At 43.2% G+C, this 17,135-nt stretch carries 16 protein-coding genes; 7 read left to right on the top strand and 9 right to left on the bottom strand.

The window, feature by feature from the left end; all coding sequences use genetic code 11:
• The 4 genes from AB3G73_RS02225 to AB3G73_RS02210 are packed head-to-tail and all read right to left on the bottom strand — an operon-like array spanning position 1 to position 5,999.
• Positions 1-1,314, bottom strand: coding sequence for a UDP-glucose/GDP-mannose dehydrogenase family protein (locus AB3G73_RS02225; protein ID WP_320978500.1), 1,314 nt, complete (start codon positions 1,312-1,314; stop codon positions 1-3).
• Positions 1,315-1,350: 36 nt separating this feature from the next.
• Positions 1,351-3,768 carry a GumC family protein gene (locus tag AB3G73_RS02220; RefSeq protein WP_367742277.1) on the bottom strand — a complete coding sequence of 806 codons (2,418 nt, stop codon included), beginning with the start codon at positions 3,766-3,768 and terminating at the stop codon, positions 1,351-1,353.
• A 24-nt stretch (positions 3,769-3,792) separates the two neighbouring features.
• Positions 3,793-4,554 (bottom strand): polysaccharide biosynthesis/export family protein, encoded by a 762-nt coding sequence (locus AB3G73_RS02215; RefSeq protein ID WP_367742274.1) that lies wholly within the window; start codon positions 4,552-4,554, stop codon positions 3,793-3,795.
• Positions 4,555-4,592: 38 nt separating this feature from the next.
• Entirely contained in the window at positions 4,593-5,999 is a 1,407-nt protein-coding gene (locus tag AB3G73_RS02210; protein ID WP_259022754.1) for an undecaprenyl-phosphate glucose phosphotransferase, read from the bottom strand.
• 452 nt (positions 6,000-6,451) lie between these two features.
• On the opposite strand from AB3G73_RS02210, the gene AB3G73_RS02205 reads away from it, so the two are divergent.
• Both AB3G73_RS02205 and AB3G73_RS02200 read left to right on the top strand, forming a co-directional pair.
• Positions 6,452-7,081, top strand: a complete 630-nt coding sequence (locus AB3G73_RS02205; protein WP_195650656.1) for a BT4734/BF3469 family protein — start codon at positions 6,452-6,454, stop codon at positions 7,079-7,081.
• Positions 7,082-7,109: 28 nt separating this feature from the next.
• Complete coding sequence (locus tag AB3G73_RS02200; RefSeq protein WP_367742271.1) at positions 7,110-8,942, top strand: DUF3987 domain-containing protein; 1,833 nt, start codon at positions 7,110-7,112, stop codon at positions 8,940-8,942.
• Positions 8,943-9,075: 133 nt separating this feature from the next.
• On the opposite strand, the gene AB3G73_RS02195 is transcribed toward AB3G73_RS02200, so the two are convergent.
• Entirely contained in the window at positions 9,076-9,294 is a 219-nt protein-coding gene (locus tag AB3G73_RS02195; RefSeq protein WP_367742269.1) for a DUF4248 domain-containing protein, read from the bottom strand.
• A gap of 220 nt (positions 9,295-9,514) precedes the next feature.
• Between AB3G73_RS02195 and AB3G73_RS02190 the strand changes: the two genes are divergently transcribed.
• The 3 genes from AB3G73_RS02190 (at position 9,515) to AB3G73_RS02180 (ending at position 10,670) form a co-directional block, all read left to right on the top strand.
• Positions 9,515-10,003 carry a DNA-binding protein gene (locus AB3G73_RS02190; RefSeq protein WP_148366283.1) on the top strand — a complete coding sequence of 163 codons (489 nt, stop codon included), beginning with the start codon at positions 9,515-9,517 and terminating at the stop codon, positions 10,001-10,003.
• A 129-nt stretch (positions 10,004-10,132) separates the two neighbouring features.
• Positions 10,133-10,240, top strand: coding sequence for a smalltalk protein (locus AB3G73_RS02185; RefSeq protein WP_004297473.1), 108 nt, complete (start codon positions 10,133-10,135; stop codon positions 10,238-10,240).
• 4 nt (positions 10,241-10,244) lie between these two features.
• Positions 10,245-10,670 carry an N-acetylmuramoyl-L-alanine amidase gene (locus AB3G73_RS02180; RefSeq protein ID WP_148366281.1) on the top strand — a complete coding sequence of 142 codons (426 nt, stop codon included), beginning with the start codon at positions 10,245-10,247 and terminating at the stop codon, positions 10,668-10,670.
• Here AB3G73_RS02180 and AB3G73_RS02175 read toward each other — a convergent pair.
• From AB3G73_RS02175 to AB3G73_RS02160, 4 genes are all read right to left on the bottom strand, one after another.
• Positions 10,663-11,412: a polysaccharide biosynthesis/export family protein gene (locus tag AB3G73_RS02175; protein WP_234133809.1), complete on the bottom strand. Its 750-nt coding sequence runs from the start codon at positions 11,410-11,412 to the stop codon at positions 10,663-10,665. The two genes, AB3G73_RS02180 and AB3G73_RS02175, sit on opposite strands and share 8 nt — an antisense overlap.
• Positions 11,413-11,444: 32 nt before the next feature.
• The gene (locus AB3G73_RS02170) at positions 11,445-12,023 is read right to left on the bottom strand and encodes a UpxY family transcription antiterminator (RefSeq protein ID WP_148366277.1); all 579 of its coding nucleotides are present in this window, start codon (positions 12,021-12,023) and stop codon (positions 11,445-11,447) included.
• A 336-nt stretch (positions 12,024-12,359) separates the two neighbouring features.
• Positions 12,360-13,325, bottom strand: coding sequence for a tyrosine-type DNA invertase cluster 3b (locus AB3G73_RS02165; RefSeq protein WP_195650653.1), 966 nt, complete (start codon positions 13,323-13,325; stop codon positions 12,360-12,362).
• Positions 13,326-13,427: 102 nt separating this feature from the next.
• Positions 13,428-14,399: a type I phosphomannose isomerase catalytic subunit gene (locus AB3G73_RS02160; protein ID WP_367742251.1), complete on the bottom strand. Its 972-nt coding sequence runs from the start codon at positions 14,397-14,399 to the stop codon at positions 13,428-13,430.
• 259 nt (positions 14,400-14,658) lie between these two features.
• Here AB3G73_RS02160 and AB3G73_RS02155 point away from each other — a divergent pair, with 259 nt between their 5' ends.
• Both AB3G73_RS02155 and AB3G73_RS02150 read left to right on the top strand, forming a co-directional pair.
• Positions 14,659-15,756, top strand: a complete 1,098-nt coding sequence (locus AB3G73_RS02155) for an aldose epimerase family protein (RefSeq protein ID WP_074556472.1) — start codon at positions 14,659-14,661, stop codon at positions 15,754-15,756.
• A gap of 50 nt (positions 15,757-15,806) precedes the next feature.
• Positions 15,807-17,117 (top strand): MFS transporter, encoded by a 1,311-nt coding sequence (locus AB3G73_RS02150; protein ID WP_074556471.1) that lies wholly within the window; start codon positions 15,807-15,809, stop codon positions 17,115-17,117.
• Positions 17,118-17,135 lie beyond the last annotated feature (18 nt).

Here is a 17,135-nt window from a genome sequence, read left to right as displayed (position 1 = left end):
TTATTTCTCTCCAATCCGTGTATAACTAAATCCCATTTCCTCCAGCTCTCTCCGATTCCAAATGTTACGTCCATCTACAACGTACTTACCAGTCATAACCTTCTGAATCACGTTCCAGGTGGGTAAGCGGAATTGTCTCCATTCAGTCATTAATAGCAACGCATCAGCACCGTCGGCACAGTCATAGAGATTTTCAGTATAGGTCACGACATCACCGATACGACGTTTACATTCAGGCATAGCGATGGGATCAAACACTTTCACGGTAGCACCAGCCTTTAGTAACTTATCAATCACGACCAAAGCCGGAGCCTCGCGCATATCGTCTGTATCAGGTTTAAAAGCTAAACCTAACATAGCGATATTTTTACCTTTTACATCACCCATCAAACGGATAAGTTTATCATAAACAATACTCTTCTGACGGTCGTTAACACGTTCCACCGCTTCAATCACCTCCATGTGATAACCGTTGTTGATACCTGTATGCACCAAAGCTTTCACATCTTTCGGAAAGCAGCTACCGCCATATCCACAACCGGCATAAAGGAATTTTTGCCCGATACGTACATCAGCTCCAATACCTTTGCGCACGTGATCTATGTTAGCCCCCACCCGCTCGCACAAATTGGCAATATCGTTCATAAAGCTGATACGGGTGGCCAGCATAGCATTGGCAGCGTACTTAGTCATTTCAGCAGAAGGAATATCCATAAAGATTACACGGAAATTCTGAAGCAAGAAAGGTTGATAGAGCTTGGTCATTACCTCTTCGGCTTTCTTACTCTCAACGCCAACCACCACCCGATCAGGACTCATAAAGTCTTTGATAGCGGCACCCTCTTTCAAGAATTCGGGGTTACTAGCTACATCGAAGGGGACATCTGCCCCACGCTTGTTCAACTCCTCTTGAATGACAGCCTTCACCTTTTGAGCAGTACCCACAGGTACAGTAGATTTTGTGACCAGAATGGTATATTTATTGATGTTTTGTCCAAACTGACGGGCTACGGCAAGCACATACTTTAGGTCGGCGCTACCATCTTCGTCAGGAGGAGTTCCTACTGCGGAAAAGACTACTTCCACATCATCCAAAACTTCGATCAAATCCGTTGTGAAGTGAAGACGCCCATAGCCAACGTTGCGTTTTACCAATTCTTCCAACCCTGGTTCATAAATAGGCATTTCACCGGCTTTCAACTTGCTGATCTTATTGGTATCTACATCAACACAAGTCACAGTGGCACCCATTTCTGCAAAACAAGTACCGGACACCAAGCCTACATAGCCTGTGCCTACAATTGCTATATTCATATATTATTATTGTTGAGTACTTACTATTTTAGGTATTTATTCTTCCTTTACTTTATGTTCTCCATAGCCGTAACCATAGCCATAACGCTTACCATAACCATAATATTTACCATATTTGCCATAACCGTAGTAATAACCATATTTCTTCTTTTGAAGATCAAGACCATTAATAACAGTACAGATATTGGGAAGCTTATTATCAGCAGCCAACTCATTAATCAAGGTAAACTCTGCTTTTCGGCTATAATCAGCACGACATACATAAACAGATAAGTCAGCCACACGACCTATGAGCAAAGTATCTGTTACCATACCAACAGGGGCAGTATCCAAAATTACATAATCAAAGTTCTTTTTCAATGTTTCAATCGCTTTATCTAAACCATCACGAGCCAGTAATTCCGTAGGATTAGGTGGTACTGTTCCACCTGGAAGAATATATAAATTCTTACTAACATCCGAAGGCTGAACGAAATCCATTAGATTCTTCTCCGGATTTGACAGGTATTGAGTAATTCCTTGCTCCTTTCGGGGGATATTAAAAATTTTATTCAAACCGGGTTTACGAATATCAAGCCCTACAATTACTACCTTCTTTCCTAACAAAGACAGACTAATCGCAAGATTTGAAGAAATAAAAGACTTGCCCTCACCACTAACTGTCGAAGTCACTAAAATTACTTTCTGGTTATTCTCAAGCATAAACTGAAGGTTAGTACGGATATGACGGAAAGTCTCACTCATTAAAGTATTTTGATTCTCAAACACAGCAATAGAACCTGCTTTCTCGTCGGTTAACGGTACATCACCGACAATAGGTAACCTTGTTAATTTCTCCACATCACCACGACCTTCAATCTTGAATTTTGTTAGACCTATCAGAAAAATAACGCTGACAGGCAAACCTACTCCTAGTACCAGAGCAATCATATAAATCATGTTAGGTTTTGGAGAAAGCGGTCCTCCTGTCGCCACTGGTTCGTCAATAATCTTGGCATTATTCGCAGTAGCAGCTAACGTAATAGCATTCTCTTCACGTTTCTGCAAAAGCATCAAATAAAGCCCTGCCTTGATTTCCTGTTGACGTGCAATACTCACATATTGACGTTCCTGTCCTGGAGCGTCACTGATACGACGGGAGAAGCGGCCCGCCTCACGCTCCAAATCAGCCTTGACAATAAGCAAGCCCTGCAAAGTTCCATTAATTGCAGCCTGCACGTTTGACTTCATTGCACGAATACTTGTATCCAGATTCACAATCATCGGGTTACTCTCCGTAGAAGTACGAAGCAAACGTTTACGTTCGATTATCAATTCATTATAACGTCCTATTTGGGTGGTCAATCCAGCGTCAGACAAACCAATATTACCAGGCAACAGCTCATACTCATTCGACGGATTATTGATGTATTTAATGAGATCACGAACTAAATTTATCTGTGTTCCGTTATCCACACGCCTCTTCTCATATTCTGCATTTCCGGATACGGCCAATTGAGCGTCACTGCTAATGTCCGTCAAGCCCGCGTTTCTTTTAAAAGCTTCCAGCTTATCCTCCGTACTACCCAGTTCCTCGTCTATAATTTTAATACGCTCATTGATAAATTCCCTCGTCTTTTCAGCCACCTCATTCTTGTCATTATTCGTATTCCGGTTATACATCTCCATTAACTTATTGATAAAGTCACGGGCACGTTGTATATTCGTATTCATCAATGAGACCACGGCAACAGAAGTGGCCTTGGAAGTCGGGGCTATACTTAACGCCCCCTGATATCCCTTCGCCACTCCAAATGGCCGGCTGACCACCGCGCGGATATGCCGTTCACCTTTATGCCCCTCCATCTGACCACCTGACAATGAATCTTTCAACGCAAATCCAAACGTACCCGCGTCAGTAGGTAAGACGGCAGGCAGTTTTTCAAAACGCTGATTATATTCTTTCAAACCGACTTTCAGGTTTACATCCAGAACGCCTTCGGGAGACAATTTCATAGCAAGCAAAGCAGAACCCGGCAATTTATCCGCTTCTTGGGCGGTCAGGTTTACTATGACCGGAGAAGTCTGATACAGCTCTTTTTTCGGAAATTCATCCTCGTCATAATAGGTGATATATAGCTCCAGATTATTGACCACTTCTTTCAATATCGTTTTTGAGCGCAGAACTTCTATTTCATTATCAATACTTTGCGTGGAAGTAATTACTCCGCCTATTCCCAAGTTCTCCAAATCTGTAGAACCGCCGCCCTTCTTGTCATCCTTAATCATGATGGAAGCAGAAACCTGATACACGGGAGTTTGAAAATGTAAATACACCCAAGCACCAATCAGACAGACCAAAACAGAAGCGACAAACCAAGGCCAATGGATTATATATCTGAAAAGAAGTTCCTGATAATTGATTTTCTCCTCATCCTGTTCATTCATATTATTTTCGTATGGGTTTTCTTTCATTGTTGATCAATTATTTTATTAATTTTATCGTAATATACTTATTAATAAATTGGCTATTGACATCAAAATTGAAATGCCAGAGAACCACAAGCCAGTACTAGCCCCTATATCCGAATTCTTAGCCTTAGTCTTATTAGGTGTCACATAAATTATATCATTCTGCTGTAACTGATAATAAGGAGACAGTACCGTTTCAGCCTTATTCAAGTCCATAGTAATAATTTCCTGTTTATTATCTTGCCCTGTTCGGATTAATTTCACATTATCACGCATACCATAAATGGTCAAATCACCTGCCATTGCAAGGGCTTCCAACAAATTAATCTTCTCGTTAGAGACTACAAAGCTGCCTGGCTTTGTAACTTCCCCCAATACTGAAATCCGATAATTAACAATACGTACAGTTACAAGCGGTGCTTCTTTCAAATAAACTTTCAATTTCTCTATAATCAAGTTTTCTATTTCCAGTTTAGTCAATCCACCTACATGAATCTCACCCAATACCGGAAAGTTGATATTTCCCTGATTATCTACCAAATATTGCTGTGGAGCATCAGTACCCGAATTTACCAGATTGAAAGGTGCAGCCAGTTCCGGAGTGGAACAAGACACGGCAATCGTCAACAAATCCTTTGGCATTACCTTCACACCTGTCTGATGAACACTCTGTTCTGTATCATTCACAAAAGCTGTATCTTGCAAATAAGGCACTTTCTTGTATGCTTGGCAGGATACCAGCAAAAAAGTAAGTAACAAGCAAAGAGTCAATCCAGCCATTTTTTTCATAACCGCCTATAATTTTTAGTTTTTAATCTTTAATTATTTCAATAAGCCTCTTTATCCCCGCGGATGACATTATACACAGTTTTATACATGATATATAAATCCAAAAGAAACGTCCAATGCTCAATATACCAGATGTCGCGTTGCACGCGTCCTTCCATCTGCCAAAGCTCTTTTGTTTCTCCACGAAAACCTGTCACCTGTGCCCAACCTGTAATACCCGGTTTCACAAAATGACGAACCATATATTTATTTATCAAATGGGAATATTCTTCTGTGTGCTTCAACATGTGCGGACGGGGACCCACTAAAGACATATCCCCTTTCAGTACATTAATAAATTGAGGAAGTTCATCCACATTCGTCTTACGAATCAAATCACCGATTCGGGTTTTACGAGGATCATGTTCGGTAGCCTGTAATGTATCACATAGAGCATTCACCCGCATCGAACGAAATTTATAGCACCAAAATTCACGACCATCTTCACCACTTCGTTTCTGTTTGAAAAAGACAGGTCCGGGAGAACTTATCTTTATAGCCAGTCCCACAATGACATATATAATCGGGAAAAGGGTACAAAGGAACAGTAGCGAGCAAATAATATCAAAGCTACGTTTCACAATGCGATTTTCCAATAACTCTAGTGGCTCACGACGGATAGAAAGTACCGGAACATTACCTAGCATTTCAAAATGCATTCTCCGTTTCAGATAGTTCCGGACATTGGGAACGCTGAAAAAACGAATCAGATGGTTCTCACAATAGTTGATAATCGGCACAATTTCAGCACTACGGGCGGAAGGAAGACTGCAATAAAGCTGGTCTACTTTTCCCGCATTACGGGTCAAATAATCAACGGCTTCGCATGGCTGTCCCAAATATGCTACATTCATAGGATAGCGGTCTGATGGATAATCTTCAAAATATCCCAGTACCCGAAATCCGGATGTCGGATCATCCGTCATGGAATGATAAAGTTCCTGCATATTTTCATGGCTACCCACCAGTACTACCTTTCGGACATTTTCCCCACTTTTGCGATAAAGCTCCAGAATATAACGAAACGTCAGGCGATAAGAAATAATAACGATAATGAGAACTACGTAAAATGCCCCCAGCTGACGCAGGTTAACACATTCAAAATGGAAAATGTATGAGAGTCCCAGCACCATCAATACAAAAGGAATCATGTTCCGTGCCACTCGAAGCATGATTTGCTCCGGACGAACCACCGGACGATGAAGGATCACTCCGGAACGAATGTTGCAAACCAGATAACATAAAGTCATCAAAGCCATGCTCTGGAAAAGAGGCATGGAAAACTCAAAAAGGGAACGGTTTCCCCAAAGAGAATCGAATACCCACAACAGTAAGTTCAGTAAGATAATGTCCCCTAAAAGGACAAAAGATTTTAGGACTTTATTAAAACGTTGGACTTCCTGCATAATATTATTTTTTTCTTAATCAGATCCCCCCCCTATTATCCGTGTTTCTTCCTATACTTGATATAGAACTCCACACATTCATTTGCTTTTTTCCGAAACTCTTCTTCAGTAGAAACGTCATAGAAAAAGTTCAAAAGACGGATATAATGACTCACGACCTTATCGTCGCCCTTTTTAATTGTTCATAGGTGTCCGAACTCATATGCATCTCCTTAAGCATATCTTTCACAGTTACACCTGTATTCTTAAGCAGCCTACCCATTACAAAACCAAGCACATAATGATGCCATTTTCTTCTCATTCTTAAACTCTTATTAATTGTTAAAATATTGAATTATATATTATTTTCACCCGCTGAGTTTCAGATATGTCTGAAACCTCTATTTCCAGTTTTTCCTACTTTCGCACCGCGTTTTGAAAATTCAAGGCGATAACTTCAAATAATAAACATTATGACAAACGATTTCAGAATGTCTTACTTCATGCCTCCCATTGCTCCCATCAAAAATGAACAGGGACGGATTGTTACTCCTGCAACACTTATTCCCTCCTGCGAAGTCTCCGTAGAGCAAGTTTTTCAAATGATAACCTGCAACGAGAATCTCAAAATTCTGACCGGACAAGTACGCAATTCCGAAGATATACGGACCGCAAAAGCATCACTATTGCCGTATGTGACTCCCTGTGGTACGTTCTCGCGTCGAAACAGCAAATGTTTCGTAGCTTCTTCACATCTGGTGGTGGTAGATATCGACCATCTCGACTCCTATCAGGAGGCAGTGGAAATGCGCAGCGCATTGTTTAATGACCACCTTCTGCATCCTGTACTCACGTTTATCAGTCCCAGTGGACGGGGTGTGAAAGCATTCGTACCCTACAATCATTTACCCATGGCTAACGACACAAACAGTATCATCGAAAATATGAAGCTGGCAATGATGTTCACCGTGCTGCTCTATGGTACGGAAACACCTTCTCCATTCGGAGAAAAACGCAAAGGGGTAGACTTTTCCGGTAAGGACATTGTAAGGTCTTGCTTTCTTAGTCATGATCCGGGAGCGTTGTTTAGAAACAGTAAATAATCAAAATTATAAATTACAAATTAAAATTATGGACGAAATTGAATCGTTATGCCGCCTCTGTGAGGCGGTTGAAACTGCAGGAGCGGATATTGCCCCTACGTATGCTGAATATGTACAACTGGCGTTCGCCATTGCAACGGATTGCGGAGAAGCGGGACGCGAGTTTTTCCATCGGTTGTGCCGGGTGTCTGCCAAATACGAACGGGAACATGCCGAACGGATATTCTCCAACGCACTTACTACCCGGCATGGAGATGTCCATCTGGGCACTGCATTCCATCTTGCTGAAAGGACGGGTGTAACTCTCTGCAAAGAGGAAGTGATGAACCACCGGAAAAATGCAAAAAATGCAGAAAATACACCGGCCAAAAATCTCACACACACGCACGTATATAATAAGGTGGACAATGAAGAACCGGACGAATCCGAAGAGCTGCAGGACGGTAGTGAACCGAACCAGCCATTGCCCTCTTTCACCGAAGCGGACTGGCCGAAAATCCTGTTGCTCATCATGAGTTATGCCACCAGCCCCACACAACGCGATGTCATGCTGCTCGGAGCATTGACCGCCATAGGTGCCAGCATGGAGCGATATGTGAGATGTCCATACGCTGGCAAACTCCAATCTCCTTGCCTGCAAAGTTTTATTGTAGCTCCTTCCGCCTCGGGTAAGGGAATTCTTTCGTTCATCCGTCTGCTTGTGGAGCCTATTCATGACGAGCTCCGCCAACAAGTAGCGGAAAAGGTCAAGGCCTACAAGAAAGAGAAAGCCGCCTATGATGTCATGGGAAAGGAGCGCTGCAAAGTGGAAGCTCCTCAAATGCCCAAGAATAAAATGTTCCTCATTTCGGGTAATAACACCGGAACGGGTATTCTGCAAAATATCATGGATGCCAACGGCACAGGGCTTATCTGCGAAACCGAAGCGGACACCATCTCTGCAGCTATCGGCTCTGAATACGGACACTGGAGCGATACGCTCCGCAAAGCGTTCGACCACGACCGTCTGTCGTACAACCGACGCACCGACCAGGAATACCGGGAAGTAAAGAAAAGCTATCTTTCCGTCCTGCTTTCCGGTACACCCGCACAGGTAAAACCACTTATTCCATCGACAGAGAACGGTCTCTTCTCGCGCCAGCTGTTTTATTATATGCACGGTATATGGACATGGATCAACCAGTTTGAAAGTGGCGAAACCGATCTGGAAGCTGTCTTCACAGACATAGGTCTGGAATGGAAAAAGCAACTGGACCTGATGAAAGCACACGGGCTTCATACGCTCCGGCTCACTGATGAACAAAAGCAAGAGTTCAATGCTCTCTTTGCCGATCTGTTTTTCCGTTCGGGACTCGCCAACGATAACGAAATGAGCAGTTCCATAGCCCGACTGGCTGTCAACACGTGCCGTATCATGGCAGAAATAGCTATGATGCGTGCACTGGAATGCGACCAGCCTTATCAGTTCAAAGGTTCTTCCGCCCCTCTGCTGACTCCTGACAAGGAGATTGCTGCCGATAATATCAAAGACAGCATTATCACCCGTTGGGATATGACAATCACCGCTGAAGATTTCCATGCGGTGCTGGAGCTTGTAACTCCGCTCTATCGTCATGCCACACATATCTTATCTTTTCTTCCTTCCACAGAGGTCAAACATAGAGCCAATGCCGACCGGGATGCACTTTTTGAAATAATGGGCAACCAGTTCACCCGCACACAGTTGTTGGAACAGGCTGAAAAGATGAAAATCAAACCTAACACAGCTCTTAGCTGGCTGAACCGTCTGATAAAAAAAGGACTGCTTATCAATACAGACGATAAAGGCGTTTATACGCGCACGCATGTGTGCGTGTGTTAGGGAGCCCCCGGAAAAAGTGCCTTTTTTGCATTTATATAACAACAGGACGTTTCATGAAATCTAAAGCGGCGCTTTAGAGGTGGTAAAGCATAGCTTTACGATTGCTAAAGCGGTGCTTTACTTTTCCGCTCTTCTAAGGTTCTCCCAAGGCGTCTACAATCACTCTCACCTCCAACGGGGTGAATGAGCGGCGCTTTGATTCGTAACCTAAGTCGTGCAGACGTTGCAGAAGTCCGGGACATAAAGAGATCCATTTCTTCATCTTTCGATATGCAGCAATGTCAGTTAGTTCCGGAGAATAAAGTTGAGCCAGTTCCATGCGGCCGTAGGCACGTATTTTGAATTCGTTCATAATGAATAAGTTTCTGATTTACAGTTACAAAAACAACAAAATATATCCACATATCCTACGTTTTTCCATTGAATAACCGACTGTTACTGCGCATAATTGACAACAATCGTACGCAAGCGCATACTATTGATTTTTCAAGGTTTGAGGGTAGTATCTTTGTATTGTCGAAAGGGAAAAGAATCCCTCGGACACGATGTTTAACCCTTTAATTTATTGTTTTATGATCCGTTACAAAATTTATCAAAACCAACAACAGAAAGGCCTGAATGCAGGCAAGTGGTTCGCCCGTGCAGTAAGCGACGAGACGTTTGATTTGGCAAAGCTTGCCGAGCATATGTCGAAGCACAATTCACCGTATTCCGGTGGTGTCATCAAAGGTGTGCTTTCCGACATGGTTGACTGTATCAAAGAACTGCTGCTGGATGGCAAATGTGTGAAAATCGACGACCTTGCCATCTTTGGTGTGGGCATCCGCAGTAAGGCGGCTGATACGCTGGAAGATTTCTCACTGGAGAAAAACATCACTGGTATGCGTCTGAAAGCCCGTGCTACCGGTAATTTGTCAACCACCAACCTGAAACTCGACAGCCAGTTGAAACAACAGGCCGAATATCAGAAACCGACAACTGCCGGAGGAGGTTCTGATTCGGGTGACAACCCTGATCCGAAACCGGATGGTGGCGGTGAAGCGCCTGATCCGGCTGCTTAAGGGATTCACCACAGAGGACACGGAGGACACAGAGTTTTTTCACCACAGATTATTTCTTTCCTCTGTTTCCTCTGTGTCCTCCGTGGTGAATAAAAAAACTATTATCAATTTATTTAAAACTTCTTATCTATGAGTAATTCATCATCTCCCCGCTCCGTATGGAGCTTCATCATCAAAGTGATTATCACCGTTGCCACCGCTATCGGAGGTTTGATCGGAGTACAGAGCTGTATGTAGTCCTATGCGTACCATCACTCTGATTATCATTCATTGCAGTGCCACGCCGGAAGGAAAGTCCCTTTCGGCGGAGGCTTGCCGACAAGATCATATCTTGCACCGGAGATTCCGTGACATCGGCTATCATTTCTACATCACCCGGGACGGAGAAATCTGCCAGGGTCGTCCTCTGGAAAAGGTCGGGGCACACTGCCGTGACCATAACACCCATTCGATAGGTATTTGTTATGAAGGAGGGCTGGATATGGCAGGACGTCCCAAAGACACGCGTACATTGGCACAACGGGCTTCTTTGCTCGGTCTGCTCCGCGAATTGAGGAAAATATTTCCTAAGACGTTGATTGTAGGCCATCATGATTTGAATCCGATGAAGGAGTGTCCGTGTTTTAATTGTACGGAGGAGTATCGGGAATTAGGTGGTATTATCTAAGTATATTGACCAGCAAACTGGCAATAGATACCAGGATGGAAAATCCCGAAACCCACATCGTCGTACTTGTTCCTATGTCTGCGCTCTGCGCTTTGGTTTTATTAGGAGTGACATACAGGATGTCATTCTGTTGCAACTGATAATAAGGAGAGATTAACAAATCCGCGTCGTTCAGATTGAGTGTAACAAACTGTTTATGCCCATTCCTGTCTTCGCGGATTAGTTTTACATTATCACGAACACCATAAATTGTCAAATCTCCTGCCATGGCAAGTGCCTCGAGCACATTGATCTGCTCATTCACCACCGGATAAACACCGGGGGAAGCCACTTCTCCCAAAACCGAAACTTTAAAGCCGGACATACGGACTACTACCGTAGGACGTTCTTTCACGTAAGATTTCAGTCTCTCCGTTATCAGGTTTTCAGCTTCACGACTTGTTAAACCGGTTAAAGAAAGTTTACCTAAAACCGGATAGTTGATATTCCCCTGGTCATCCAGCAGAAATGTACTGCCTTGTTCATTGAATGGCTGCGAAACAACCGGATCGGAAGTGGAAACAAAAATGGAAACCTCATCGCCCGGTATCAGTCTTGCGTCCTGAACAGGTGCAACTTGCGTATTCGCCTGTTTCAAAATCTCCGCATCCTGTAAATAAGGTACTTTCTTATAGGACTGGCAAGCCGAGAAAAAGAAGAAAAAGAATATCAGTGCAAAAGCACAGGATAATTTCGTATTCATGTAAATGGTGGATAAATAATGACTGACGGGTATTAGTTTTTCTCGCAGATAGCCTCGACATAACCAATAGGCATATTAACACAAGCGCATCCCAGCATATTCAGCCGGACAGCAATCTTGCTTTTGCCATCGACATTGACCAGTTCACCAACCAGCCCGGTCAGAGGTCCTTTCACAACACGGACCCTTTCACCACGTGCCAAAGGAGAACTGTTCATACAAATAGCTTCCTCTGAATAGTCGAGCATGAAACGGAAACGAGCCATCTGCTCATCAGGAATCACCGCCGGAGAACTCTCACCGCGCATCACCATATAACGGCTAACAGTAGAGAAACCCAGAACTTCTTTGCGTTCTTTCGGATTTACATGCACAAACACCATCATGGGCAGAAGAACGGACTCAACCATCTTGCGCCGGTCACTCCACTGGTGAATTTCTTGTTGGACAGGAACGAAATTCTCAATCCCCATTTTAGATAAACGCTCGGCTACTTTCTTCTCGTGGTGCATACGAACCAGAGCGACATACCAGCGTTTAGAGTGTGCTACGCCTTCCCCTGTCCCATCACTAGGCCCAGCACTAATTGATTTTGGTTTTGTTAAAATCATGTTTTTTTACCCCATGTTATTCCGTTACTTCTTAGGTAACGGACAATACATACACAAGGCACGCATCTCAATAAAAATGGAAATCACATATAGGAATAGGGCACAAGAATGGAACTGCCTAATACTCAACAGGAAAAATCCAGAGATTAGGCAATAAAAAAGTATAGAGCATGAAAATTAGATTATTTCATGTTCGGATAGTTTTTTTCCTTATATTTCAGATAAAACGAAAAAAAGTGGAAGAATATTTGCTTACTATCTATGTTTTTGTCTATCTTTGCGTCAAATTTAAGTTCCGTTACCTAAGAAGTAACGCACATATATCAATACTGACTACTAGCACTTTACACTTTTCTTTCTGTCTACACAACAGTTTCTGACGTAAGATAAATTCCCTTTATTTACCTCTGTACGTTCTTTAAGTCCAAAGCCTTTTAAATAGATTTGTGTGGTTTTTATAGATTTATGGCCCAATGATTCACTAATCATTTCAATAGGTACTCCCCGATACTTCGCTGTCGTTGCCCAAGAGTGGCGAAGTGTATAGGAAGTGACGGGAGATTGCAGACGTAAAGCTCTAGCCAAGTCTTTCAAACAATTATTGAACTGACGGAGAGCGGACTGATATTCCCGATACCCTTTTTCATCCTGACGTTTCTGTTTGCCGCTAAGAATGTCAAACAGATAATCCGGACGATCGGGTTGGGCATCTTCCCTGTTACGGAGCTGGTTGATCATTTCCCTGGCTGTATCAAGCACTTCCACACTCATCGGAGTTTTTGTTTTGATACGATTATACCGCAACACATTCTGATCCAAAGCCGATTTCTCCAAATGAGCCAAATCGGCAAACGACATTCCACAAAACTGGAACATCAGGGCAGCAATAGCCTGTGTACGACGCAATCGCTCCGACTTTGGATCTTCATATAGAAGCTTATGCAATTCGACAGCAGGCAGGGCTTTTTTCTGGCGGATATCCACACCTGTATAAACATCATGAAACAGTCGCGGCACATAAGACGCAATACCTGCTTCCACTCCCCGGTTGTAAATGCTACGAAGCATACGCATATACGTAGAAATCGTGTTGGGCTTCAAACCACACTCGTAAAGGTACTGCCCGTAACGCCGTAAACTTTCCCGGGTGACTTGTCTGAACGACACATTGAGCGTGCCGCAAAACTTGCTGAAAGAGAAGAGAGCATTCTTGTAAACATGTGCTGTAGAATGGCGTCCCTCCTTTCGCAAACGGCCGATGTAGAACTCTGCACACCGGCTAAATCCATTTTTGTTCCTCATTACATCATTTATTATTTTATATATTTCAAAAAAAATCATCCGGCTTTGTCCATCATGAGAACGGAACAAAGTCGGATGAATTCCATTTTGTACGATATTATCTTACACGTATGTTTCCAGCAGTTTCACATTTCCTCCTTCGGGAGTGATTGTGACATCTTGCGTGGTAGCAGGCAACAGGATAGATTCTCCTGCACTGACAGTCAGATCATTACCTTCATTGTCTCTCATCTTGCAGGATCCTTCCATACAGATAAAGATTACGAATGAATCGAGTTCGGAATAGTCGCAACTGATTTCTTCAGTCATGTCATACAGAGAAGTCGTGAAGTAAGTGCAAGCAACCAATTCTACCGGTTCGTCCTTCAACGGTTCGTATTTAGTGCGATAGTCATCCAATACCTCATAGTTGATGGCTTCACGGGCTAAATCGGTGTGAAGTTCGCGGGTTTTGCCATTCGCATCTTTACGGTTGAAATCGTAGATACGGTAAGTTATATCAGAGGTCTGCTGAATCTCGGCGATGAAAGAACCTGCCCCGATGCTGTGCACACGTCCGGCAGGAAGGAAGAATACATCACCCGGATGAATTTCATATTCCTGCAATACGTCGGTAATCGTATTGTTCAACACGCGTTCTTTATATTCTTTCGGGGTAATCTGTTCAGAGAATCCTGAACGCAATTTAGCTCCTTTGTCGGCATCTACCACATACCACATCTCGGTTTTTCCCATCGAATTGTGGCGTTTCTTCGCCAACTCATCTGTCGGATGTACCTGGATTGACAAATCCTGTTTGGCGTCGATGAACTTAATGAGCAGTGGAAATTTATTGCCGAAACGAGCATAATTCGCTTCTCCAACCAGCTCCTCGCGATACTTTCTGACCATATCGGCCAAGGTTAGACCTTTATCCGGACCATTAGCCACTACGGATTCATTGTTCTCAACGCCAGAAATCTCCCAGCTTTCTCCTACTCCTTTCAAGTCTGAATTCAAATGCTTGAATGGAATAATTTTGTCGCCCCCCCAAAGCGTCTGCTTCAGAATAGGTTCGAATTTTAATGGATACATTTTTGTTTTTCTTGTTATAAACTTAGATTAAATTCGCTCGGATTGTTACAATCCGGCAACAAACATACAAAAAATAGTTCAGTTTTTAAGAAAAGGAGGATGAAAATTCATTTAAGAAAGCATCTTTTATTCTTGCATTCGAAGAAGATGAAGTAATAAAGCTAAACTTTCCTAAAGCATCTACTATATTTAGCCGGAATAATTTGTGAGTAAGAAAGAATTTCCCTTTATTTGCAGGAAAATTTTAATAATACCAGACATGAATAACACATTCCCAACAGAAGGGAATCTATCAGGGCTTAGCCGGAAAGATTTCCAAAAGGATATAAATGATAAGAAAACTGATTTATTTATCCTCAAAAACGCAAAGGGAATGGAAGTAGCTGTAACCAATTACGGATGCGCCATTCTTTCTATCATGGTACCGGACAAAAACGGTAAGTATGCCAATGTAATCCTCGGACACGACAGCATCGACCACGTCATCAACAGCCCGGAACCTTTCTTAAGCACTACTATCGGACGCTACGGCAACCGTATTGCGAAAGGAAAATTCACTTTGTTCGGCGAAGAACATGAACTCACGATTAACAACGGACCTAACTCTCTGCATGGTGGACCTACCGGTTTCCACGCCCGTGTATGGGATGCTGTCCAGATTGATGAGAGTACGGTGCAATTCAACTATGTTTCTGCCGATGGCGAAGAGGGATTCCCCGGCAATCTGGAAATAGAAATGACTTACCGCCTGGACAACGAAGTAAATGCACTGAATATCGAATACCGAGCTACCACCGACAAAGCTACAGTCGTTAACTTGACTAACCACGGTTTCTTCAACCTCGCCGGTATTTCCAACCCTACTCCTACCGTCAACAACCACATCGTTACGATCAACGCTGATTTCTATACGCCTATCGACGAAGTTTCTATCCCTACCGGTGAAATTGCCAAAGTAGAGGGTACTCCGATGGATTTCCGTGCCCCGCACACTGTAGGCGAACGTATCGACGACAAATTCCAGCAACTGATTTTCGGTGCAGGATATGACCACTGTTACGTACTGAACAAGTTGGAAAGCGGTTCGCTCGATCTGGCTGCCACTTGCAAGGATCCGGAAAGCGGACGTATCATGGAAGTATATACCACCGAAGCGGGTGTACAACTCTATACAGGCAACTGGCTCAACGGATTTGAAGGTGCACACGGAGCTACATTCCCTGCCAGAAGCGCTATCTGCTTTGAGGCACAGTGTTTCCCGGATACTCCGAACAAACCGCATTTCCCATCGGCTACTTTGCTGCCGGGTGATGAATACCAACAGATCACTGTCTACAAATTTACGGTAGAAGAATAAGATTTGAAAAATAACTAACCTAATTTTATAAACTAACATTTTTTTGAACCATGACACAAGAAAAAAAGAATGGAAAAATCATTGCGATCATTACGATGATTTTCCTTTTCGGTATGATTTCATTTGTTACTAACCTCGCTGCCCCTATGGGTATCGTATTGAAAAACCAGTTCGACGTATCAAACGCATTAGGTATGCTGGGAAACTTCGGAAACTTTATTGCTTATGCAGTAATGGGTATTCCGAGCGGCATCCTGTTACAACGCGTGGGCTATAAGAAAACAGCACTTATCGCAGTAGCTATCGGCTTCATAGGCGTAGGTATCCAGTTCTTATCCGGCCATTCAAGCCCGGAAATGGCTTTCGCTGTTTATTTGATCGGTGCATTCGTAGCAGGTTTCTCTATGTGTTTGCTTAACACTGTTGTGAACCCGATGCTGAACAAACTTGGTGGCGAAGGTAACAAAGGTAATCAGCTTATCCAGGTAGGTGGCTCTTTCAACTCTGTAATGGCTACCATTACTCCGATGTTTGTAGGTATCCTTATCGCCGGATCTATCGAAAAAGCTACTATTTCTCAAATATTCCCTGTGATGTACACCGCTATGGCTGTGTTCGCTTTCGCATTCTTCGTGCTTTTGTTTGTACGCATACCAGAGCCTAACGCCGCTACCGCAACAGAACCTATCGGTAAATTGATGAAAGGTGCTTTGAAGTTCCGTCATTTCGTCCTGGGAGCTATTGCAATCTTTGTATATGTAGGTATTGAAGTAGGTGTACCGGGAACTTTGAATTTATTCTTGACAGACCCTGTAGAAAAAGGTGGAGCAGGTATCGCTTCTACAATCTCGGGATTCGTAGTAGGAACATACTGGTTCCTGATGTTGATCGGACGCTTGACAGGTGCTTCTCTTGGTGCTAAAATCTCCAGTAAGGCTATGCTTACATTTACTTCTGCTTTAGGTTTGATTCTGGTATTCCTTGCCATCTTCTCATCTACAGAAACAATGGTTGATCTACCTGTACTTCAACAAAGCGCTACCGGTAGTTTGTCATTCGGATTTGCAGAAGTTCCTATCAATGCCATGTATCTGGTATTAGTGGGCTTATGTACTTCTATCATGTGGGGTGGTATTTTCAACCTTGCTGTAGAAGGTTTAGGTAAATATCTGGCTGCTGCTTCCGGTCTGTTTATGGTACTGGTATGTGGTGGAGGTATCTTACCTGTAATTCAGGGATTAGTAGCCGATATCGCTGGTTTCATGCCTAGCTATTGGGTTATTATCGCCGCTTTGGCTTACCTGTTGTTCTACGGTCTGGTAGGTTGCAAGAATGTAAATAAGGATATTCCTGTGGAATAAACAATCACATAGAATAGA

It is taken from the genome of Bacteroides sp. L008 (genome assembly GCF_040812255.1).
GTDB classification, from domain to species: Bacteria; Bacteroidota; Bacteroidia; order Bacteroidales; family Bacteroidaceae; genus Bacteroides; species Bacteroides vicugnae.
This window is presented reverse-complemented; position numbering and strand designations above follow the sequence as displayed.